25 protein-coding genes and 1 other annotated feature (1 of these 26 running past the window's edge) are annotated in these 20208 nt (G+C 37.1%); of the genes, 3 read left to right on the forward strand and 22 right to left on the reverse strand.

Going from position 1 to position 20208, the window contains the following annotated elements; genetic code table 11:
* Positions 1 to 113: 113 nt before the first annotated feature.
* The 7 genes from BK582_RS18625 to BK582_RS18655 all read right to left on the reverse strand — a co-directional run bounded on the left by BK582_RS18625 (position 114) and on the right by BK582_RS18655 (position 4548).
* On the reverse strand, positions 114 to 662 hold the full coding sequence (locus BK582_RS18625; RefSeq protein ID WP_078596481.1) for a DUF7010 family protein: 549 nt from the start codon (positions 660 to 662) through the stop codon (positions 114 to 116).
* 49 nt (positions 663 to 711) lie between these two features.
* Positions 712 to 918 (reverse strand): hypothetical protein, encoded by a 207-nt coding sequence (locus BK582_RS18630; protein WP_078596482.1) that lies wholly within the window; start codon positions 916 to 918, stop codon positions 712 to 714.
* A gap of 253 nt (positions 919 to 1171) precedes the next feature.
* The gene (locus tag BK582_RS18635; RefSeq protein ID WP_078596483.1) at positions 1172 to 1777 is read right to left on the reverse strand and encodes an ABC-2 transporter permease; all 606 of its coding nucleotides are present in this window, start codon (positions 1775 to 1777) and stop codon (positions 1172 to 1174) included.
* On the reverse strand, positions 1770 to 2636 hold the full coding sequence (locus tag BK582_RS18640; RefSeq protein WP_078596484.1) for an ABC transporter ATP-binding protein: 867 nt from the start codon (positions 2634 to 2636) through the stop codon (positions 1770 to 1772). The genes BK582_RS18635 and BK582_RS18640 overlap by 8 nt, the downstream gene beginning before the upstream one ends.
* Positions 2637 to 2641: 5 nt before the next feature.
* A complete protein-coding gene (locus tag BK582_RS18645; RefSeq protein ID WP_078596485.1) occupies positions 2642 to 3013 on the reverse strand; it encodes a GntR family transcriptional regulator in 372 nt (123 codons plus the stop codon).
* A 387-nt stretch (positions 3014 to 3400) separates the two neighbouring features.
* Positions 3401 to 3988 (reverse strand): rhomboid family intramembrane serine protease, encoded by a 588-nt coding sequence (locus BK582_RS18650; RefSeq protein WP_078596486.1) that lies wholly within the window; start codon positions 3986 to 3988, stop codon positions 3401 to 3403.
* Positions 3985 to 4548 carry a PadR family transcriptional regulator gene (locus BK582_RS18655; RefSeq protein WP_078596487.1) on the reverse strand — a complete coding sequence of 188 codons (564 nt, stop codon included), beginning with the start codon at positions 4546 to 4548 and terminating at the stop codon, positions 3985 to 3987. Before BK582_RS18655 ends, BK582_RS18650 begins: the two co-directional genes overlap by 4 nt.
* Before the next feature lie 551 nt (positions 4549 to 5099).
* Between BK582_RS18655 and BK582_RS18660 the strand changes: the two genes are divergently transcribed.
* Positions 5100 to 5624 carry a DinB family protein gene (locus BK582_RS18660; protein WP_078596488.1) on the forward strand — a complete coding sequence of 175 codons (525 nt, stop codon included), beginning with the start codon at positions 5100 to 5102 and terminating at the stop codon, positions 5622 to 5624.
* Positions 5625 to 5792: 168 nt separating this feature from the next.
* Here BK582_RS18660 and BK582_RS18665 read toward each other — a convergent pair whose 3' ends face one another.
* The 8 genes from BK582_RS18665 to BK582_RS18700 form a co-directional block, all read right to left on the reverse strand.
* Positions 5793 to 6722 carry a phosphotransferase gene (locus BK582_RS18665; protein WP_078596489.1) on the reverse strand — a complete coding sequence of 310 codons (930 nt, stop codon included), beginning with the start codon at positions 6720 to 6722 and terminating at the stop codon, positions 5793 to 5795.
* 101 nt (positions 6723 to 6823) lie between these two features.
* Positions 6824 to 7861 (reverse strand): serine hydrolase domain-containing protein, encoded by a 1038-nt coding sequence (locus BK582_RS18670; protein ID WP_078596490.1) that lies wholly within the window; start codon positions 7859 to 7861, stop codon positions 6824 to 6826.
* A 158-nt stretch (positions 7862 to 8019) separates the two neighbouring features.
* Positions 8020 to 8352 carry a GNAT family N-acetyltransferase gene (locus tag BK582_RS18675; protein ID WP_420841234.1) on the reverse strand — a complete coding sequence of 111 codons (333 nt, stop codon included), beginning with the start codon at positions 8350 to 8352 and terminating at the stop codon, positions 8020 to 8022.
* Between the two features lie 355 nt (positions 8353 to 8707).
* Positions 8708 to 9298: a hypothetical protein gene (locus tag BK582_RS18680; protein WP_078596491.1), complete on the reverse strand. Its 591-nt coding sequence runs from the start codon at positions 9296 to 9298 to the stop codon at positions 8708 to 8710.
* A 240-nt stretch (positions 9299 to 9538) separates the two neighbouring features.
* Positions 9539 to 10624, reverse strand: a complete 1086-nt coding sequence (rsgA, locus tag BK582_RS18685; RefSeq protein WP_078596492.1) for a ribosome small subunit-dependent GTPase A — start codon at positions 10622 to 10624, stop codon at positions 9539 to 9541.
* Between the two features lie 330 nt (positions 10625 to 10954).
* A complete protein-coding gene (locus BK582_RS18690) occupies positions 10955 to 11593 on the reverse strand; it encodes a DUF6241 domain-containing protein (protein WP_078596493.1) in 639 nt (212 codons plus the stop codon).
* Between the two features lie 24 nt (positions 11594 to 11617).
* Positions 11618 to 12145, reverse strand: a complete 528-nt coding sequence (locus tag BK582_RS18695) for a DUF6241 domain-containing protein (protein ID WP_078596494.1) — start codon at positions 12143 to 12145, stop codon at positions 11618 to 11620.
* A 140-nt stretch (positions 12146 to 12285) separates the two neighbouring features.
* On the reverse strand, positions 12286 to 12534 hold the full coding sequence (locus tag BK582_RS18700; RefSeq protein ID WP_236939212.1) for a hypothetical protein: 249 nt from the start codon (positions 12532 to 12534) through the stop codon (positions 12286 to 12288).
* A 342-nt stretch (positions 12535 to 12876) separates the two neighbouring features.
* Between BK582_RS18700 and BK582_RS18710 the strand changes: the two genes are divergently transcribed.
* A complete protein-coding gene (locus BK582_RS18710) occupies positions 12877 to 13482 on the forward strand; it encodes an FMN-binding negative transcriptional regulator (RefSeq protein ID WP_078596496.1) in 606 nt (201 codons plus the stop codon).
* A 98-nt stretch (positions 13483 to 13580) separates the two neighbouring features.
* Here the strand turns inward: BK582_RS18710 and BK582_RS18715 are convergent, their stop codons facing one another.
* The 3 genes from BK582_RS18715 to BK582_RS18725 all read right to left on the reverse strand — a co-directional run bounded on the left by BK582_RS18715 (position 13581) and on the right by BK582_RS18725 (position 15822).
* Positions 13581 to 14408 carry a YwqG family protein gene (locus BK582_RS18715; protein ID WP_078596497.1) on the reverse strand — a complete coding sequence of 276 codons (828 nt, stop codon included), beginning with the start codon at positions 14406 to 14408 and terminating at the stop codon, positions 13581 to 13583.
* A 224-nt stretch (positions 14409 to 14632) separates the two neighbouring features.
* Complete coding sequence (locus BK582_RS18720; RefSeq protein ID WP_244895429.1) at positions 14633 to 15454, reverse strand: IS3 family transposase; 822 nt, start codon at positions 15452 to 15454, stop codon at positions 14633 to 14635.
* Positions 15455 to 15507: 53 nt separating this feature from the next.
* Entirely contained in the window at positions 15508 to 15822 is a 315-nt protein-coding gene (locus BK582_RS18725; protein WP_078596473.1) for a helix-turn-helix domain-containing protein, read from the reverse strand.
* A gap of 215 nt (positions 15823 to 16037) precedes the next feature.
* Between BK582_RS18725 and BK582_RS18730 the strand changes: the two genes are divergently transcribed.
* On the forward strand, positions 16038 to 17243 hold the full coding sequence (locus tag BK582_RS18730; protein WP_169911134.1) for a S8 family peptidase: 1206 nt from the start codon (positions 16038 to 16040) through the stop codon (positions 17241 to 17243).
* A gap of 170 nt (positions 17244 to 17413) precedes the next feature.
* On the opposite strand, the gene BK582_RS18735 is transcribed toward BK582_RS18730, so the two are convergent.
* From BK582_RS18735 to BK582_RS18750, 4 genes are all read right to left on the reverse strand, one after another.
* Entirely contained in the window at positions 17414 to 17608 is a 195-nt protein-coding gene (locus BK582_RS18735) for a hypothetical protein (protein WP_078596499.1), read from the reverse strand.
* Between the two features lie 77 nt (positions 17609 to 17685).
* Positions 17686 to 18129: an ASCH domain-containing protein gene (locus BK582_RS18740; protein WP_078596500.1), complete on the reverse strand. Its 444-nt coding sequence runs from the start codon at positions 18127 to 18129 to the stop codon at positions 17686 to 17688.
* Between the two features lie 31 nt (positions 18130 to 18160).
* On the reverse strand, positions 18161 to 18688 hold the full coding sequence (locus BK582_RS18745; protein ID WP_078596501.1) for a dihydrofolate reductase family protein: 528 nt from the start codon (positions 18686 to 18688) through the stop codon (positions 18161 to 18163).
* 195 nt (positions 18689 to 18883) lie between these two features.
* Entirely contained in the window at positions 18884 to 20140 is a 1257-nt protein-coding gene (locus BK582_RS18750) for an MFS transporter (protein WP_078596502.1), read from the reverse strand.
* A gap of 63 nt (positions 20141 to 20203) precedes the next feature.
* Positions 20204 to 20208 (reverse strand) — a binding site (T-box leader) (it continues 244 nt past the right edge of the window).

The following is a 20208-nucleotide window of genomic DNA, read 5'->3' on the forward strand; positions in this document are numbered from 1 at the left end:
TTTTTATTGAAAATAATTGCATTCCAGCCAACAAAAAAGGCACGAATAAAACTCACTTCGCGCCATACATGAACATATTTTTTTGCTGAACATTTCTAATCCGGTGTACCGGCTTACATCTCTTCGGCTTTCCTCCTATAGTCTGAAATCAGCCATACAATTAAGACGAGAAGTAGTATTATCATAGATAGCGGAATTAACCATAAACTTTCTCCGTTTAGATAAAATCCCAAAAACATGATTGCAAGTGAGATGATTGGTGCCATTACATAAAAAGGTTTAGCATTATAAAACCATCCATAAGGAAAAAAATGTGCCCCGGTTATTATTGCAAAGAACATGATAGCTTCAGTTGGGCTTCTTGCTATGCCCCAAAAAAGAATAGGAAAATAGATAACTTGTGCAAGGTTTAAAAATAAACCTAAGTCACCTAACTGGTTCCCCTGGAGCCTCCAGTCAGCCCGAACTAATGTAGACATGCCTACGGATAATGGAAACATTAACCCTGTTGTAAACAGCATATATATATTCTTTTGGTATATACCCAGCGGCAGCAGAAAAATAATTGTAATAATTGACCAAATCACAACAGCAGATAATAAAAATCCGATACCATTTTTCCCTTTCACCGATAACTCATTTCTGATTTTCGTTAAGTCCATTCGCATCTCCCCTGGTTTATTATGATATAAAATTTTGTTAACAATATGGTCAGTTTATCTCTTCTGATTTTTTCACTTTACTTTGTCTTATGTAAAAAATATAAGCGATCCACGGCAAAATCAAACTAATTAATAAAATAGAATCCATGATTCTCCATTGGACGTTTTCCATATACACAATACTTGCAAGTATCCCGCCGAAATAAAAAGTCATAACTGATAAAAAAATAAGGATGATTAAATCTCTAATTCTCAAATTTGTACCTCTTTCTAAGTATTACTTCCCATTAATTTTCCATAGATATAATCTAAGGATAGCATATTTTCCATAAATTTCATCAAATTCTCTGCTTTTTTTCACCAGCATATAATTCAACTGCTTACCCAGGTCATAAAAAAAGTAGTTCAATTCAGATACAAAGTCCAGCTTTGTACTCTAAAATTGAACTACCAAAATGTGCTGTAGTATATTTTTCATAAAGTTAGATTTGCACCATAGTTGTCAGTAATTAAAATGCTTTGCGCTGGTAAACGACCGTAGTAACTCCCCAGGACACTGCATAAAGTACCCCGATAATAACTGCTCCTCCAGTATATAACGCTGTAGTTGATAAATTCATAAGAAATTCAGTTATAGCTGGCAAATGATCGGACATGTATAGAACGATTTGAGGCCCTATGGCGGCTAAAACAAGGAAGCTGATGAGTACAGCCGAAAAAATATAGCCTTGTTTTAATATATAAAACAGCGGAAAAGTAAGGGCTGCAAATAAAAAGAATAAGCCTCCTCCAATCGCAATATCTGATAGTGCAAATGGTTTACTAAACGCTAATAAGGCTGCACTGGCCACCCCGATAGATGCCAGTGAATAAATGATCGCTCCGAGATAGCGTGCGGCGATAATCTCTTTACGTGTGTATGGCAATGAATTTAACAATATATTAACCTCTGTTTTTTCATCATAAGCGTAAGCATTAAAGGGAATAAAAATACTGGCCACGAGAAAAATAAGAGCCGGGTGGGAGTCCATAATTATAAAAAACAGAATAAAAGGAATAAAGGTTAACAGCAGTCTTTTTTGCAGAATAACATCACGTCTGATTAAATTAAACATAGCTTTCTCTCCCCTTCATGTAATACATAATATCTTCCAGCGAAGCTCTTTCAATCACAACCGACTCACCAAAAGTTTTCTTCACAGCTTTCACATTATCCGTCAAAGCTTCGAATCCTGTAGGCGCACGGTGAATATCAACGAAGGCCTTTTCCGTGTCCCTGTCCAGCAGACCAAGTTCTCCTTTTACGAGGGCATAGTTATTTGCCACGTCGTCAATGGACTGGTTAAAAATTAATTCTCCGTTTTGTAAAAAAGCGATATAGTCTGCGATGCGGTCCAAATCAGTTGTAATATGCGTCGAGAAAAAGATCGTGCGTCTTCCATCAAGCATGATTTCCTGCAATAAATCCAGCAATTCTCTTCTGAAAATAGGGTCCAGTCCAGCTGTCGGTTCATCCATTATGATAAGTTCAGCATCGTGTGACAAAGCTATTGCCAGGGACGCCTTCATCTGCATACCTTTAGAGAACGTTTTTATCGGTTTATTAAGAGGCAGCTGAAACTGAGCCACGTACTTGTAAAACAAAGTATCATCCCATTTTTTGTAGGCGGGGCCCACAATTCTTTTTATATCCTTTAAGTTAAGCCCCTCAAAAAACACATTGCCATCATACACAAAACCAATCCGTTCCTTAATCTCCTTCTCATGTGTCCTGTAGTCGAGTCCGAACAGCTTAACTTCTCCGGCATCGGGTCTTAATAAGTTCATCATCATTTTTATCGTTGTTGATTTACCAGCACCATTCGCTCCAATAAATCCGGTGATAAATCCTTGCTTCACCTGCATATTAATATTTTTCACGGAAAAGCCTTTAAAGTTTTTTGTGACATTTTTTAATTCCACTACGTTTTCCACCTTGTTCACTCCTCGTATAAAATATTCAGTAAGTCCTGGAGGTCCTCCAGCGACAGGCCGATTTCCCTGCTGTTTATGATGACAGCATTCAGCTGGTCCTCAATGACTTTCAGCTTCTTCTCTTTAATAACTTCAAGATTTTGCTCTGCAACAAAAGAACCTTTTCCCACGATTGAATAGATAAAGCCTGCCTTCTCCAGTTCCTCATATGACCGTTTCGTTGTAATAACACTGATCTTCAAGTCTTTTGCGAGCTGGCGGATGGAAGGTAATGCGGTCCCCTCCTGCAGATTACCTGCTAAAATAGATGATTTAATTTGACTTGTAATCTGTTCATAAATCGGCTCCTTTGAACTATTGGAAATAATTATTTGCATGTAAATCCCTCGCCGTAGTTATTTTTTGTAACGTTGTTTATATAGTGTATATATACTATATATACATTATATACACACTTATGAATGCTGCGCAACCATTTTTGGAAAAAAATAAGGGACGGTTCTCCTAAAAGAGCCGTCCCCTGTATCAAGCCTTAGTTTATTAACTGTGAATGAAGTTCTTCCATGCCCTCACTTTCTAATTTTCATTTCTCAAGTAACGCAAGAGCCTCTTCCATGCCCTCACTTTCTAATTTTCATTTCTCAAGTAACGCAAGAGCCTCTTGCATAAAAAAAATAAACAGATCAATTAGAAATGAATTGTCTGTCTGAATGTATGTTAATTCAATTTTCTCCTGCGAAGTGCAGTAATTCCCCTTGTCTCCTCTACGCTGCCTCTGCATCTTCAATAGACCTATGATTCTTCCTGAAAAAGAGTAAACATATTACCCCGGCACCTGCTCCTGCCAGATGTGGAAGATGGCCTACGGAAGATAACCAGTCAAAAACCAGGGCCGTAACCGAGAAAATTAATATTGCTGCTGGCAGCAGAAAATTCGGCAGTTCAAAGAACAGCTCTCTCTCCTTTGGAAAAGCTAAATAATAATAGAATAGAAAGCCACAGCCCGCGGCGCTGAATCCAATACCGGCGGTTCCCCAGAATACAATAGAAAACCCTCCGGCCAGAATGCACAAAACAGTTAAGATAATGTATCTTTTTCGGCCAAGTAAACGCTCCACCCATGGACCTACCAGGATTAATATCGCCATGTTCACGAGAAAATGGTTCGGTTCAACATGAACAAAACCATGTGTAAGAATAGTGTACCATCTTTCCGGGAGTTCCGAATTACTTAGTGCCAAAAACCTTATATGCTCCGGATTGCTCACACGGGCAACAAGAAAAATAAGTGAAGAAATCGAAAAAAACACTAAAGTGACAGGCGATTTTTTCAATAAATCTAAAGTAATCATTGTTCTTTTTCTCCTTTATTTTTTAATAACTCGATCGTTTCGTCCGCCCACTCAATCTCTGCGATGATGCTTTTTCTTGCTCTCTTAATTGTTAACAGCCAGTAAAACATTTCACCTTGTAACTCTTCCTCAGCAGTTGTTTCTACTGCCTCTTTTTCCACCAGGCTTAATGTTGCCAGTTCCTCTTCCTGTTGTTTTTTATACCGCTGCATCTCGAAAAGGAGATTCTGCGGCTCAATGGAATTTCCGAAAAAGATCCGCACGATGAATTCATCTCTTATTGGAGCAATTAAATTCTGCGGAAACTTATTTACCCATTCATCAAAGGCCACTTTGCCATGCTCTGTAATGGTATAAATTTTACGGTCAGGCTTCTTATCCTGAACCTCTACTGAAGATGTAACAAGGTCTTCCTTCTCCATTTTGGAAAGCTCTCTGTATATTTGGCTAGTCTTCGTATTCCACATGAACTGCAACGAAGAATCAAATACTTTATTTAACTCATATCCAGTCATATCCTGATAGCTTAATAACCCTAACATGCCAAATCTTAAGCTCATAAAACCACCTCTGTCCCGCTCTTTTATTTCAACTTTTTATATTCAACAAGTTTAATATAATTATTGTCACACTTATTATATTTAGTCAATACCATTTTTAAAAGTCAGTTTTTAACTAGATAATGTGAATTATTTGAATATTACGTCTATAATGATAGTATAAAATGCAGGGTAATTTTAATGTTCAGGCAGTGGGTTTATTCCTGGGAATGTGTTGTTAAGAAGGAGGACGGGCTATGCATATACTTAATAAGAGGAACAGGGAATATAATACACAGAGAACTTGTGAAGTGTGGTTAGTTTATATAGGTAATATCTCTCGCAAGGAAAGATTATGATTCTTGCAGGAACACTAGCCATCCTGAATGGTCTGATTGGTTTATTGCTGGCCAGTGTCTCTTTTATTATTTTGCTGTAATAGAGGGAAGTATTAAATTAGTTATTGGCTGGAAAATGATTAATTTAAAGCATAATGTTAAATTTATTTCTGAAAAGATATCATCTTAATCGCCAAGTGCCAGCCACTTGATAAACCTGGAAGGATAAAAATTATGACATTTAAATTGTATGAAGCAATTGAAGTGCTTGACCGTACACCTAAAACACTGGAGCATTTTCTGTCAGGCCTTTCTGAAACATGGCTGCATAGTAACGAAGGGGACGGAACATGGAACCCTGAGGAAGTGATTGATCACCTGATTGAGGCAGAGAAAACAAACTGGATTCCCAGGCTTAAGTTTATCCTCCAGGAAGGCGCAGCAAAGCCATTTCCGGAATTTGATCGTTTCTCCCATCTTAATAACACTGATAAAACAACGATTGATCAGAAATTCGATGAGTTTAAAACGATTAGGGCCGAAAATATAAAAAAACTCACAACACTCGTATCCTCTGATTCCCTGCTTGACCAGACAGGTTTTCATCCGGCTTTTGGGGAAATAAAAGTAAGTGAACTTCTTTCCACCTGGGTAGTCCATGACCTGACACATATATCTCAAATAGTCAGAGTTATGGCGGAAAACTACCGGGAAAATACAGGGCCATGGGTCGAATACTTAGGGGTTTTGAAAAAGTAGAAAATTCATGGCGATTCCCAATAGAATCACATACCTTTCACAATGCACTTTACAGTTTAATTTACAACAAAAGGACATAGAGATGTTCGAATCTCTAAGTCCTTAAATTATATTTGCTTCTTTAACTACTGCTCTCCTTTAATTCAAAAAGAGTTATGTGATATTTTTTTATAGATGATAATCTGATGAATCTATAATCAATTTAATTAAACACTCAAAGAGTTTAAGTTGAGAAGGATTAGACCAATCTTCTTCACATTCAGCCATTAACCACATAACTTCATCTAAAAAGACATGCTCAAGCGCTCTTTGCCAATATTCTTTCTCTAATTCAGTTATACTTACTGATTTTGTATAACCGGAAAGAAAAATTTGCCACTGCTCAGGTGTAAATATCTCGTCTGGAGCTGTTGATAACTCATTGTGGAATAAAAGTAATACCAATGCTAAATCAAATACTTTGGGTAACCATGTAGCATTATCAGGGTCAATCAAATATGGATCAGGGTTAAAAATTAAATTATTGGCTTTAAAATCATGTGGAGTTGCTACATATGGCAATCTACTATTCTTAAGTTCCTCTTGTTGAGGAACAATTTGTATTAGTTTTTCTTTCAGTTTATAAATGTCAATTTTAAGATTAACACTCTTTGCGTAGTTTTCTATATTTTGGACACTATCATGAACTTCTTTGATGTTAAAATCAAACACATTGTACTTGGGTAAATCAAAATTATTCACCTCAGGAGAGAGTCGGTGTATTTCTCCTAATAACCTGCCTGAATCATATATTTCATCATTCGTCCCTGTGTACGTTCCACCAACAATAAAAGGATATACAATATATATATCCCCGCCAATTTGTTGCGGATTATCCCTTTTGGTATCAACAGGCGTTACTACTTTAATTCCATTTTCTTTTAAATATTTAGTAAAATAAATTAACCTTTGTGCTCGTTCTATCGTTCTTTGTGTTTTCTTAATAATAAAATCATATTTCTCACCTCTCACTCGATAAACTGGTGAATAAGGATAAATGCTTTTTGGTTCTTCGTCCGTTTTAAATCCAAACGATTCTAATATTTTTATTCCATTCATTTGTAAGGCCTCCGTCTGCATCTTTTGTTCAACTAACAGATCCCGTCAGTTCTGCAAGAAACTTATTGGTTATCACAGAATAATAAACAATTAACGCTTTTTTAAGAGAGAAGAGATTTATATATCTCTCCAATAATCCCTTCTAATTGATGAACGCCTAATTCTGCATTCGTCATAATAACTGCACCCTTTTCCAAGTGTGGGCGTGCCACCATCATACATTGAAAACCTATTCCCCAACCGAGTGATGTAATTTCCAGTTCTTTTTCGAAGCCTTCAAGAAATACACCTAATCCTGTCCATCTTTTACCTCTTTGCGGGGTTATCATTTCTTTTGCTAAACTTTCCGAAATACCCAGCTTACTTTCTCCTTTTACTGCATTCATCAGCTCAATAACTAATTCAGCTAAATCCAAAGAAGATGTCCATAGTCCCGAAGCTGCTGGATAAGGGTATATAGGATATTTTCCATCTACTAATTCCCCGTTTTTGTTATGACCGCAAGAAAAGGTATCTCTAACAAATTCCGTCATTGGCGTATTTAATTGGCTATTTTGCATTCCCAGTGGTTCAAATATGAACTCATTTACCAATTGATAAAACTGCTTTTTCGTTACATCTTCTATTAATTGCTGAATAATACAATAGCCTGCATCTGAATAATGAAATTCACTCTCTGGCTCGAATTGAACTTTAATAGGAACCTTACAATAATGAGATTTCCCCTCTAACAATTCAACCATCGAAGGAAAACCTCTATCTGAATTTAGTTCTAAAAAACTACCTTCAGGGTCCTTGATTCCAGATTGATGACTAAGCAAGTTTCTTAAAGTAACTTTTTTATTATTTGTAAATTCATTTTCAGGCACTTTCCAAGTAACAAGTCTTTCATTTACATTTTCATCTAAATCCAGATGCCCTTCTTCCAGTAACTTTATTGCTATCATTCCAGCTAAGAATTTACTAATGGAACACGCATTAAAAATAGAGTTATCATTTACTTTTCTATCACTATTAACCTCAAGTAAACCATAGTTTTCTGTTCCACTGATTTGACCTTCCTCGTATAATGCAATACTTAAACCGTTTACATTGTAATGTGCCATTCGTTCTTTAATGTTAATGTTTTTTAATTTCAATTTTCTCCCCCTGGATAACTTTATAAAGAGAACACAACAGAAACTTATAATCTTGTATGTGTATTTGGAAATATTATTTCCTATTGAACAATGCTAAATCATAGCACCAGAACAGCACTGGCTGTGTCTTAAATAATCCTAATCCGTTTATTTAAGTGTTAAATTACTTTAACCTTCATGAGTGGGAGATTTCGATCAGAAAAAACCGTTGACGCAGTATAACCTATTTTATTTGCTCCCATTTTTAAATAAAATCCTTCAGCGTTTGGCTCACTACCGAGTGTAAATTCTTTTATATTTAACTCTTTAGCTTTACCTAACAAATCAAGCCACAACAGTTTTCCAATGCCTTTTCCGATATAATCAGGATCAATAAACAATGCTTCTAACTTTGTATTTTTTAAATCGAAACTATAAAAGGCAATAATCTTACTATCCTTTTCCAGTACATAAACTGGATACTGTTCAATATATTCGACAGTAACAGTCAAATCATCCTTGCATCTTTTAAGGAAATCTATAGAATAACCCCAATAAGATTTAGACTTGTAAGCTAGATTACTAGAGTATCGCTATCTTTAGGTTTTGCTTTTCTTATTAACATGGATACAACCTCCCCAGGATGCTACTTCCACTTTTCTACCCTCGCAGGAACAAGAACTGCTACAGCTTATTCAACTTTCGCTTACGTTACCATAAGTCTAATTCATCACAAATTAATTGCGCTTCCCTACGTTACACGCAGTTTCACTAATAATTAAACTGAGCTTTAATCGACTCAACCATGATTCAGATCTACTCATTTCCCTTGTCACACTGTTTATATCTTCATGGTATTCTAAGCCTTCAACTATTAACATTTAATCCTGCTAACCTATGAGCAATCATAGCCCATTCAGCATCAGTCATCTTCTCTTTTGAGTATTTATTAATATAATTTCCCGCCTTTCTTGAAAAGGAGCAGGAACCGCCAGTAATATCAACTACTTTTCCAAGTTCTAAAGAGCATATTTTGTTAGTAATTTTTTCTGTCTCTAACCATTCATCAGGGTGAGTTTGCGTTGCTCTTTCGGTTCTTCCTATAATCAAATAATCGTATTTGGGGATTACTCCGACGGTCTTTCTTAATTCTGATGAATGATTCTTTACCCACGTTAATAACCTATCGAAATCACAATAATGAAAATATTGAGCTTCGCTAGTTAAACCAAGACTTAATGATTGTCTCCTGGCATGTGCTACCCCTAATTTTGAGATTATCTTTGTTTTGAACTTGCTATTTTCTAATTCTTCAATTAATTCTGCAGAGGTTTCTTCACTAATAGTAATAAAAAGTTCGGAATAAATATCTTCGAATACATTTTTTAATTCCTTAAATAATTTAACGTTTCTTCCTTTCGGGTCATGAGTTACTGTAATTAATGAAGTATTATGCATTTTGTTTCACCTCGTATTACATTTGTCTATGCTTAACTCCCCTTTATTTTAACATCATCTTCCAGTAATTGATCATTAAAAAAAGCTGCATTTGCAGCTCCCTGGATATTCAAATATTGCTCTCCGCTAGCTTAAGTAATTCCTCACATGTTACTGCAACAACCTATATACCAAATAAATGGGGTAACAGCTCCACATGGAGCCGTTACCCTAATCTTCATTTCAAACATTTCTAAGAATTTATCTTCTTGTTTTTCTATTTTGTTCTTTGATAAATTTCCTAAAGTTTTTTTTGTCACCCATACTACCAAACATGTCACTTATTTTTTCTTTTTCAATCATTTTAGAATTCAAACCATCATACTTAGCTTCTTTTTCTAGTTTCCAATAGCTTTCTAGCCTTTCAACTGATATAACACCATCTTTTATTGCTTTTTGTACTGCACAGTTTGGCTCATTTTTATGTGTGCAGTCATTAAATTTACAATCAAAAGCAAGTTCTTCAATATCAGAAAAGGATTTCGTTAAATCTGCATTTATAATCCCAAGTTCTCTCATCCCCGGAGTGTCTATAACAACACCTAAATGCGGAAGAATAAACAGTTCACGTCTTGTCGTAGTGTGTCTGCCCTTATCATCATTTCTTATTCCATTTGTGTCTAATATATTTTGACCGAGCAAACAATTGATTAAGGTTGATTTTCCAACTCCAGATGATCCTATGAACGCTGCTGTCTTACCGCTAGAGAGAAATCTTTTTAAAGATCGAGACCCTTCATCAGAAGTACTTGTTGTAACAAGCACCTCGACACCAATTGCAATAGAAGTAATTTCGTTAAGCCTTATCTCTATGTCCTTACATAAATCTGATTTTGTAAGTACAATAACTGGTACTGCACCACTGTCCCAAGCGATAGAAAGGTAACGCTCTAGTCTGCGTAAATTATAATCATTGTTCAGTGACATACAAATAAAAACCGTATCAATATTTGTAGCGACAATCTGAATTTCTTCTTTAGTTCCTGCCATTTCACGTGCAAATACGCTTTTTCGTGAAAGTATGCGGTGAATTATTCCGTTTCCCTGTGAATTATTTGTTCTATCGACCATAACAAAATCTCCAACTGCAGGATATTCAGAAATTCCTTTTACATTATAATGATACTTACCGGATATCTCAGCAACGATCTCACCTTTTTCTGTGATTACCTTATATAAATTTTTAGATTGTGATGAAACCCGGCCAATAAAAAGGTCTTTATATATTTTAGACTCCTGTTTAAATTCTTCAGTAAGTCCTAGATTTTTCATATCAATATTATTCAACTTTATTTCCTCCTTAAGTTTTAAATTATAACTTTTGGGAGGTTCTATGCATGAATTTATTTAGCACATACCTCCCCATTTGTTACAATCTCAACATTTCGCTTGCTATACATAAACACAGCATCTCCTTTCATTACTTATAAAATATATAATATCACGTCTGGTCTTATCCTTTCAAAACAAGGTAAACAACGATCTCAATAAAAACATAAAGACCAATTCAACTCTGAATTGGTCTGTTAATTGATGTGTTATTTTAGTTTTCGTCTCCAAAAATCGAACCCTTTAACCTGTTCCCCGGTTTTATTATTTCCCAGTGTATCGATGTCTTTATTGCAGCTGCTCTTTGATGATGTCGGGAAACTCCTGTTCAATATACTGCCATTCTTCTGCCGGGTCCAGGGTTCCATAGGCTTTACCAACCGTGCCGCCCTGGATTTCCCAGACTTCGTTATGGTGGTGATCGATGAACCTGAAATCTTCTTCTTTCCATTCCCTGAGGATTTGCATCAATAAATCTTTTCGTGGATAATCATTCTCAGAAACTACTTTATACAGCTGATTTACTGTGTCTTCAGTTAATGGAACGGCACCCCATTTTTGTTCTGCTCTGATCTTTTGGTGTGCCATATGATGAATAATAATGAGGAGTTGGTCCTGGCTTGTCCCAGAATCGATTCCAAGATCATATTCTACTTCTTTATAAAACCGTTCCAGCTTTGTTCTTGCTTCGGCTTGTTCTTCATCTTCTTGATTTTCTTCTCTATTTGACTCTTCAACCTGTTCATCATTATGTGCTTCCACTGTTGTTTCATTATCGTCTTGTTCGTTTTCTTCCAGTTTTTCTGCATGGACAGCCGATTCTTCCTTTTTCCCATCTAAAAAATTGTCAGTCGCCCAAAGACCAATTGCAGCTCCTGCTCCTATTACAAAGACTCCAATAGTCGAGTACACTGTTATTTTTTTCATAAGTACCCCCCCCCCCCCGATATGTTATTCTTCCTCATGCTGCGGCAATGGGAAACCTTGTTCCAGGTACTTCTCTGCCTCTGAATCTGAGAAGAGTCCTGTAGCTGCGCTTTTTTCTACAATACCATTAATCTTCCTTAATTCATCATGATATCTTACAGAATTAGAAAAGTTATTGTTGCGCCAATCATTCAAAATATTTATGTATAGATTCGAATGGTCGAAATTATTATTCTCGACTACTTTTAAAAGCTGGTTCGTTCTTTCCTCAGTTATCTCATACACATTCCATTTCCAGTCAGCATCAACACGGGAATTCAGGAAATAATATAAGGCCTTGCGAAACATTTTTTCCGGCATCGTATCTGACAACCCAACTTGTACTGCTTTTCCTTCCAGACTTTGATGTTTATAAATTATTTCATCATAAATAGAGTAAATGCTTTGTGTCTGCCATGCTCTGTCAGTATAACCTGTCATTTTGTTCCCGACAAACAAAGAAGAACTTATAATAGCGAGAATTATTCCGAATATTACAAATCTTCTTTTCAAAGTTATTCCCCCTTCTCTCTAACTAATATCAATTATGGCATATCTTCAATATATTGTAAAACGTGGAATTGGTATATTAGTAACTTGATATTTTAATAGGAAGCAGGGAATCCCAGCTCCCATTTAAATGTATTTTATAACTACCATAACGGTTCATCTTTATCACTGAGCTTAATGACAAAAGGGAAAATCACGATAAAAACCAGACTTAAATAACCTAATGTGAATATCCGCTGAGTGCCGGAAGAAATATATTGTCTGGCTCCACAGCCAGGGCAGTCCTTCCCCTTCTTTGAAAAACCCAGTGCCCAAATATCTTTTCCTTTCCATTTAAAATTACATTTTGTACAACGTGCCACAGAATCTCGCCTTTCTTTTAAAAAGTTCACTATTTGTCTCCCTGCTTATGATATTCTCCTTTTGGTTTTCACAAATTGAATAAACCAGTACAGAGCGATCCAGGGCAATAAATAGAAAGTTGACCATTCAATAATACCAATCAAAATGGTAAAAGCGCTATAACCTATTGCAGTTAGCAAAATATATAATACTGCTAATCCAGCTGCTCCATATACAAACCACATATTTTACAGTCTCCCTTTAATCATAAAATCAGCTGCTATACTGTGTTTAATAAATAGTTTAAAATATTCATATAATTGTTTGTCAGCAGAAATAAAACAGGATTTAAGAGTTATTTTTCCAGTACAAATTGAGGAGGGCATGTATCCATGTATATACCAAAACATTTTGAAATTACAGAGGAAGATGTGATTTATGAAGCTATAGAGAAATACAGCTTCGCAACTTTATTTTCTCAGCATCAGGGTGAGCCATGCGCCACTCATCTTCCGCTGATATTAAATAGAGAGAAAAACGCCTTATATGGCCACTTTGCACGTGCGAACAACCAATGGAAGGATATTGAAAACCAACAGGTCCTTGTCGTTTTCCAGGGGCCGCACTGTTATATTTCTCCATCCTGGTATGAAACAACGAAAGCAGTTCCCACCTGGAATTATGTGTCTGTCCACGTATATGGAAAAGTAGAGATTGTGGAAGACCCAAAACTAGTATTCGACTCTTTAAATGACATGGTTAACAAATATGAAGCGGCAGATAGTCCATACAAATTAACTGGCACAGACTCCGGATATATCGATAGCATGATGAAAGGGATCCTACCATTTAAAATAAACATCACAAAAAAAGAAGCGAAGGCTAAATTAAGCCAGAACCATCAGCCAGAACGGCAGAAATTAGTGATTAAGAATCTGGAAAGCACTGCCGACCAGAATAATCTGGAAATAGCAGCGTTAATGAAGAAAAATCTTTAATACTCTCCATGTAACTGTTACGGAGGAATAAAAGACAAACCCTTGTGGAGTTTGTCTTTTTTAATGCCTCGACAAGCCCCCAGTAAATTATGTGAATTCTAATGGCAGTCCCAGTTATAAGCTACCATAGAAAAATCTAGGTTTCTCAAATCTTCTTTTTTTATAAAAAAATTGGCTACACCCATATCTCCCCACATGATCCCATTGTCAAAATCACTATCAATCTGCAGCAGCAGGATTTCATGATCTTTCAGGTCACTTCCATAATCCCGGGGATCCTGCTGGGTAAAGAATGGATACCCGCCGATCTTGTGCCCGCCTCCGGGGAAAGCCTCATTGTACACTTCAAACAGATCGGTTTCCTGCTCCCCATAATGAACAGGCTTATCAAGGTCAACACTTTCCCCTAACAACTCCCCATTCCGATGATCTTCAAGAGAAACTGGTTCATGGTCCACTGAAAAAGTAAGAGCAGTTTCATACTCAACAGGGAAAGAATCTGTTTCCGGGTCGTACTCTATATAACTGAAATCCTTTACAAGCCTGGATTCGTCTTTCTCAATTTCCTGATGATATACAATCCTGAAATTCTTTTGGTTTGTTTGATCATCAAAGTCTATGCCCATCACATCATCTCCAGCTGAGATAAAAAACTGGAGGATTCCCTTCCCCGGAATCGGAATATCTTTCACAACAGGTATTTCTCCCAGATTAAACTGGGCAAGCAGCTTCATCGGTTTGTTAAAACTATCCCGCGGGTGTTCCATCGACAAAGGGAGATATGGATCACCCCCAAACTTACTTTGAAAAACGGTTGTTTCCCCTTTTCTGGCAGTTATGCTGATAAACGGCTTTACTGTACTCTCAATCTGTTTTCTGTATAGCTCCAGCTCCTTCGGTATTTGAAGCTCAGGAAAATCGCTCATGTTCAGCCTCCAGTCAGTTTTGAATTGTCCCTTTCAAAAATATAGGAGTACGCAGAAAGCAAAAAGTTATATTTTGTAAAAGTTTCTAAGTATTAATATTCGCCCTGCCAGGCACTTCCCCCTGCCGGGCAGATGAAGATTTTTCGACAAGTGCCAGTGGTCAAGCCCCTGGTAAATAGACAATAAACAAATTCGACAATTTAGGTTCTAATATTCGTTAGAACCTAAATTGCATGTAGATATCTTTTATGGTATTCCTTTGGAGATGCATACCCCATCTTTTTCTGTATACGTTCTTCATTGTAGAAGCGGATATATTTTTTAAAGTCCAATTGTACTTGCACTAAATTAGTAGTCGGATAAAAATGAGGAAACTCTGTTTTTAGTTGTGAAAAGAAACTTTCTATAACCGCGTTATCCCAGCAGTTTGCTTTGCGAGACATGCTAGGTATAAACTTCAGTCTTTTGCTTAACATATGGTAATTGGCAGAACGATAGACGCTGCCTTGATCACTATGGAGGAGCACATTCTCTAATGTAGATAGCTTTCTTTTCATTTTCGCGGCTATAATGGTTTCTTCAATAAGCTGTTGATTTGGGCTGAACCCACACTTAAAAGCAATAATTTCACGGTTAAAAAGATCCATGATCGTGGAAATATAGAGTTTCACGGAGTCTATTTCAACCTCCGTCATGTCTGTAACCCATTTTTGGTTAGGGTGACTCGCCTCGAAGTTTCTATCTAATAAATTGCTGTATACAAAGCCGGTGGCTTGTTTCTTTGTTAGGTGTGTTGCCTTTTTCTGACGTACTTTGGCTTTTAAGTTAGATTCTCTCATTAAACGTGCTACTTTCTTATGATTAATAATAACGTTTTTTGCTTTTAAAACCTGTGCAATTCGTTTAGCGCCGTATGTTCCTCCATACTTTTTATAAACCCGCTTAATTTGTTGTAGTTCTTTTTTCTGTTTTTTGGTCGTTTGTTTTTTTGGACGCTTCAAATAAGCGTAATAACCACTTGTGGAAACGCCTAATACCTTACACAAAATAACAACAGGGTAATCCTTTCTCAGATAAGAAATTGCCTCGTATTTTTTACTTATTCGTTCTTCTTGAGAAAGGCCTGGAACTTTTTTAGGATTTCATTCTCCTTTTCTTTTTCTTTGAGTTGTTTTTCTAGTTCTTTAATTCTTTTTTCAGCTTCAACCTGAGATGGCGAAGCTTTTATAGAAGTAGTAGAACGAGGGTTAATTAGTCCTTGTTCTCCTTTAAGCTTATAGGTATTTATCCACCTATAGATCGTATCACGGTGTAACCCAAGCTCACTTGCGATTACTGAAACTTGATCCCCTTCTTCCAATACACGACGTACAGCTGCCAATTTAGTTTCGACACTTACATGTGTTTTTCCCATAAAAAATAGCCCCCTTAAAAACTAGATATGTCGTACGTTTATCATACCTTACCTGTCCATTATAAGGGGGCTTTTCACAGGCACCTGTCGAAAAATCTTTATCTGTCTAGTAAATAGATGCCTCATTTCTCCTTTCCTAGTACATCTACCGCTTCGGACATGTCCTCGCTTGAATAGATTAATATAGAAGCTTTACAGAAAAGGAGATGGTGTACATGCCTGCAACAAAGCAGCTGATTGTATGCTTTAAGCCCGGTACAAAAAAGTCCCGCTGTTTAAAGATGCACAAGGAGCGAAAAGCAGAGCTAATTAAGGAAATTAAAGAGATTGGCATTCATGTGGTGACTGTACCTGAGGGGGAACTCCCATCCTGCCTGAAGGGATATACTGACTCAAAGGATGTCCGTTTTGTGGAGGAAGATTACTTCATACAAGTGGAACCGATCATTAACACGATAGGAATTGCTTCCCTGAAAAAAATAACGACCTCTTCTGTCACAACAAACGACCCGCTTCTGGAAAGGCAATGGGGCCTGGATAATATAAACGCACAAGGTGCCTGGGATCTTGCCCGTGTGGCTCCACTCTCAGCAAGGATCGCTATTCTGGATACCGGAGTAAAAGCTAATCATCCGGATTTAAGGGGAAAGATCATTCATCAAGCGAATTTTTCCAGCTCACCCACTGCGGATGATATACATGGACATGGGACTCATGTGGCAGGAATTGCTGCCGCTGCGACTAACAACAGAAATGGTATCGCTGGTATGAGCTATAACACAGGAGCGATTATGAATATAAAAGTAATGGGAGATAACGGAGGCGGGTCAATCAGCAATGTAGCTCAGGGGATTATTCACGCGGCAAATCAGGGAGCGCATATTATTAATTTAAGTTTAGGAGCTGCAATGGGAAACGAAACCCTGAGAAATGCCGTTAACTACGCTCATAACAGGGGTGCTCTTCTTATTGCAGCAGCAGGAAATAACTCTTCCAATATCGCTCATTATCCAGCCGGATACAATCAGGTGCTTGCAGTAGCCGCAACAAACCAAAGTAACGAGCTTGCCCCCTTCTCTAACTACGGTTCCTGGGTGGAAGTAGCTGCGCCTGGGCAGGATATTTTGTCTACTTTCCCTGGAGAAGCCGGAGACTCTATGTACAGGACGGCGTCTGGCACGTCTCAGGCAGCTCCTTTTGTAAGCGGCCTGGCAGGGTTGATCAAGGCGACAAATCAGACACTCACTAACAGACAGATCAGATCGATTATCCACCGGGCCGCTATCCGCCCAGTCTCAGGACGTTCCATCAGGTTTGGAAGAATCGATGCAAGAAGAGCTATCCAGCTCGCAAGGAATGCAGCTGGCAGTAACCATATACAAAGTAATAATGCACCGCAGGCATGGTTGAATCTTGACTAGTCCAATAAATAAAGTGGTTCTCACAATTGGTGAGAACCACTTCTTATTTTTATCAAATTCGAAACCAACGGAAATTCATACCGACTAAAGTATATAGATCAGGATAGGAATATGATGCTTTATGGCTGTCTTTTCAAGTTTAATTAACGCTCCATAAGCTGAATATATAATTATGTATTTTTATTGAGCTGATATAACCTGGTGATACTGCCGCTGCCAATTATAATTCCTAAAATGGCATACAAGAAATTTCTTTCCGTATCAATTAAATTAAAGACAGAGGATATAACTACAACTAAAGCAAATAATAAAAGAGAAATATTGAATGCTATTTCGAATTTATTACCACTAAAAACCTGATCCATTCAATCACCTCCACTCTATTTAAAGGCTCTCCATGAATCGCCTGACCATAAGCTAGCCCCCATTAATAGATATATAGTTATTTTGGATATACTTTTTTAAATCGTTCACATACAACTAACATATCAGAAGAAAATTCCAAACCGTGTTCTTTTAATAACCCGGAAAAGAACTCTTCGTGTGCATCCCACCAGTAACGATAATCCCCCTCACCTTCTGCTAAAGCGAATTCCTCTGTTACTTCATTCATTGGTACAACTTCTACGGACTGAATTTGAATGACTGCTGCTGGTTCTTCCCAGCCGTCTAAAACAATACTATATTCACCAGCTTTAGGAAGAGCTTCTTTTTCTATTTCATAAAACACAAAACCTGAAGTAGTCGCTGTCTTCTTCCCTTCCACTACCAGTTCTGCTAACCAGTCCGCGGAAGCGCCAAACTGAAAAGCATCCTTATATTCAATTTCCTTCATATTATTTGCTGTGCAAAAATCCTGCCAGAATTGCTGTATTTTTTTGTTCATATGTGATCATCCTTAAATTAGATTTAATTATTCATTCTCTTTTAACTTCGTAGTGGAGTTCTGCAAACTGATTGAAGGTTCTACTATTTATCAATGACAGGTTTAAATGAAAGTCCCCTTCTTTAAATAAAGGAATTCCCGTTCCAATTATAACCGGTGCAATAGTTAAAATAATCTCATCTACTAATTTTTCCTCAAGTAAAAAATGGAGCATTTCACCTCCACCAACAATCCAGATATTATTTCCCAACTGGTTTTTAAGTTTCTTTATAAAATCACTTACATCTTCATTAATAAAACTAACATTCTCGGTATCTACTATCGAAGATCTTGTAAAAACATAGCACTCTTTGTCCCGATAGGGGAATTCTCCTGTTTCATATTTCATTATCCAATCGTATGTTTTTTTGCCCATTAAGACAGTATCAACTGTATTATAAAACTCCGAATAACCATTATCCCCTTCTCCCTCCACTTTAAATAACCAATCTAAAGACTCGTCTTTAGTAGCTATATATCCGTCTAAACTGGCTGCAATAAATAATACTAAATTTCTCATAAAGATCTCCCCGCTAAGAAAGAATTTTTTTAATGCGTTTGTAATTTGTTCCCTGAACCAGTGTCCGACAAGTTATATATTAACATAAAATTCCAACACCTAATAGATATTGTTTAAATCATCAGTATCGACGAATAAAACAACAGGGGGCAATAGCTTCCTTCACTATCGCCTGCCTGTTTTTCATGTGGGAAATTAACCGGTCTTTATGTCTCCAGGTACAGTTTTGTAAAAAGTATTTTTCGATGGATGAACTGCAAGACAGAAGAGTGTGGCAGTCAGTAAAAGCATTAGTACTGCACCGGAAATAACCATGAGCTGAATGGAAAGAACTTGCGCCCCTATGGCAAAGCCCGTTGTTGTTATAATAATTAAAAATGCCTCAGCAAATCCGTACAGACTGCCTATTCTCCCCATCACCTCTACAGGGATGTTATTTTGATAGAAGGTATAAAATCCTGTATTAGCAAAGGCATTGGCAAACGCCAGCAGAAATACCCCTGCCGCTGCCACCATAAAAGAACTCGAAAAAGCAAAAATCAGATAACCTGTGGAAACAACAACAGCACCTGCCCCAATCAGCATGGAGACTGTTAATTTTTTTGTGAAGATTACATTTATCAATGCTCCTGTTAAAATGCCTGCTCCTGCAATACTCACAAGGAAACCATATTCACTGTCGGTAAGAGAAATGACCTCTTTGGAAAAAGCAACTTCAAGGGAATCAACTGCTGTCTGCATGACGATAAAAACGCTGAACAAAAAATATATAGTCATGACGTAAAAAAACTTACGGCTGAAATTTAAAACAACAATCCAGTCTTCCTTAAAGACCTTCATGGAAACTTTTTGGCCGGCTGTCGTATTATTCAAAAGGTTTTTCTCCAGATTAGGCATAAGCATGGTAACAATAGCTGAAAAAAAGTAAGCTAAAGCATTGATGTAAATGGCATAAATTGGAGACCCAATGATAAATAACACGCCGGTAATCGCAGGTCCGATTATAAAAGCCCCTGAATCAATGAGGCTTCTTAAAGAATTAAACCGTTGTCTTTCTTCAGCAGGAATGAGCCTGGTAATATAACTATCTGATGTGGGCCCGTATACTGAAGAAGCCATACTAATTACGAAGACAAGGACATAAATTATCCATAGAGATCCTGAGAATACAGCTAAACAAACAATCAGAATCCCATGGAGAACATCTAGAAAAATCATGACGAATTTCTTATTTAAACGGTCAATTAAACTGCCGCTCCACAAATTGATACATAATGCAGCGAAGGGCCTGATGATATACAGGGCAGCAACCGCCAGAGGAGAGCCCGTCATATTAAAAACGATTAAATTCAGCGCAATAAAATAAACCCAGCTTCCGATATTTGAAATACCAATACCGAACAGTAAAATGCCTGGATACTTCCAGGAATAAATTAATTTTCTCCAGTCCACATTTAGCCCTCCCTCTGTTTATTTTGCCGAAAAATAAAAAAATCCCACCCCCAAGACATTAGTCTTGG

The sequence above is a fragment of the Evansella clarkii genome (assembly GCF_002019695.1).
In the GTDB taxonomy this organism is placed as follows: domain Bacteria; phylum Bacillota; class Bacilli; order Bacillales; family Salisediminibacteriaceae; genus Evansella; species Evansella clarkii.

Bases quoted from the DNA above. Each gene is read 5' to 3' on its own strand.
- BK582_RS18625 (WP_078596481.1), bottom strand. From the start codon at position 662: ATGGACTTAACGAAAATCAGAAATGAGTTATCGGTGAAAGGGAAAAAT.
- BK582_RS18635 (WP_078596483.1), bottom strand. From the start codon at position 1,777: ATGTTTAATTTAATCAGACGTGATGTTATTCTGCAAAAAAGACTGCTG.
- BK582_RS18645 (WP_078596485.1), bottom strand. From the start codon at position 3,013: ATGCAAATAATTATTTCCAATAGTTCAAAGGAGCCGATTTATGAACAG.
- BK582_RS18650 (WP_078596486.1), bottom strand. From the start codon at position 3,988: ATGATTACTTTAGATTTATTGAAAAAATCGCCTGTCACTTTAGTGTTT.
- BK582_RS18655 (WP_078596487.1), bottom strand. From the start codon at position 4,548: ATGAGCTTAAGATTTGGCATGTTAGGGTTATTAAGCTATCAGGATATG.
- BK582_RS18660 (WP_078596488.1), top strand. From the start codon at position 5,100: ATGACATTTAAATTGTATGAAGCAATTGAAGTGCTTGACCGTACACCT.
- BK582_RS18665 (WP_078596489.1), bottom strand. From the start codon at position 6,722: ATGAATGGAATAAAAATATTAGAATCGTTTGGATTTAAAACGGACGAA.
- BK582_RS18680 (WP_078596491.1), bottom strand. From the start codon at position 9,298: ATGCATAATACTTCATTAATTACAGTAACTCATGACCCGAAAGGAAGA.
- BK582_RS18690 (WP_078596493.1), bottom strand. From the start codon at position 11,593: ATGAAAAAAATAACAGTGTACTCGACTATTGGAGTCTTTGTAATAGGA.
- BK582_RS18710 (WP_078596496.1), top strand. From the start codon at position 12,877: ATGTATATACCAAAACATTTTGAAATTACAGAGGAAGATGTGATTTAT.
- BK582_RS18715 (WP_078596497.1), bottom strand. From the start codon at position 14,408: ATGAGCGATTTTCCTGAGCTTCAAATACCGAAGGAGCTGGAGCTATAC.
- BK582_RS18725 (WP_078596473.1), bottom strand. From the start codon at position 15,822: ATGGGAAAAACACATGTAAGTGTCGAAACTAAATTGGCAGCTGTACGT.
- BK582_RS18730 (WP_169911134.1), top strand. From the start codon at position 16,038: ATGCCTGCAACAAAGCAGCTGATTGTATGCTTTAAGCCCGGTACAAAA.
- BK582_RS18735 (WP_078596499.1), bottom strand. From the start codon at position 17,608: ATGGATCAGGTTTTTAGTGGTAATAAATTCGAAATAGCATTCAATATT.
- BK582_RS18740 (WP_078596500.1), bottom strand. From the start codon at position 18,129: ATGAACAAAAAAATACAGCAATTCTGGCAGGATTTTTGCACAGCAAAT.
- BK582_RS18745 (WP_078596501.1), bottom strand. From the start codon at position 18,688: ATGAGAAATTTAGTATTATTTATTGCAGCCAGTTTAGACGGATATATA.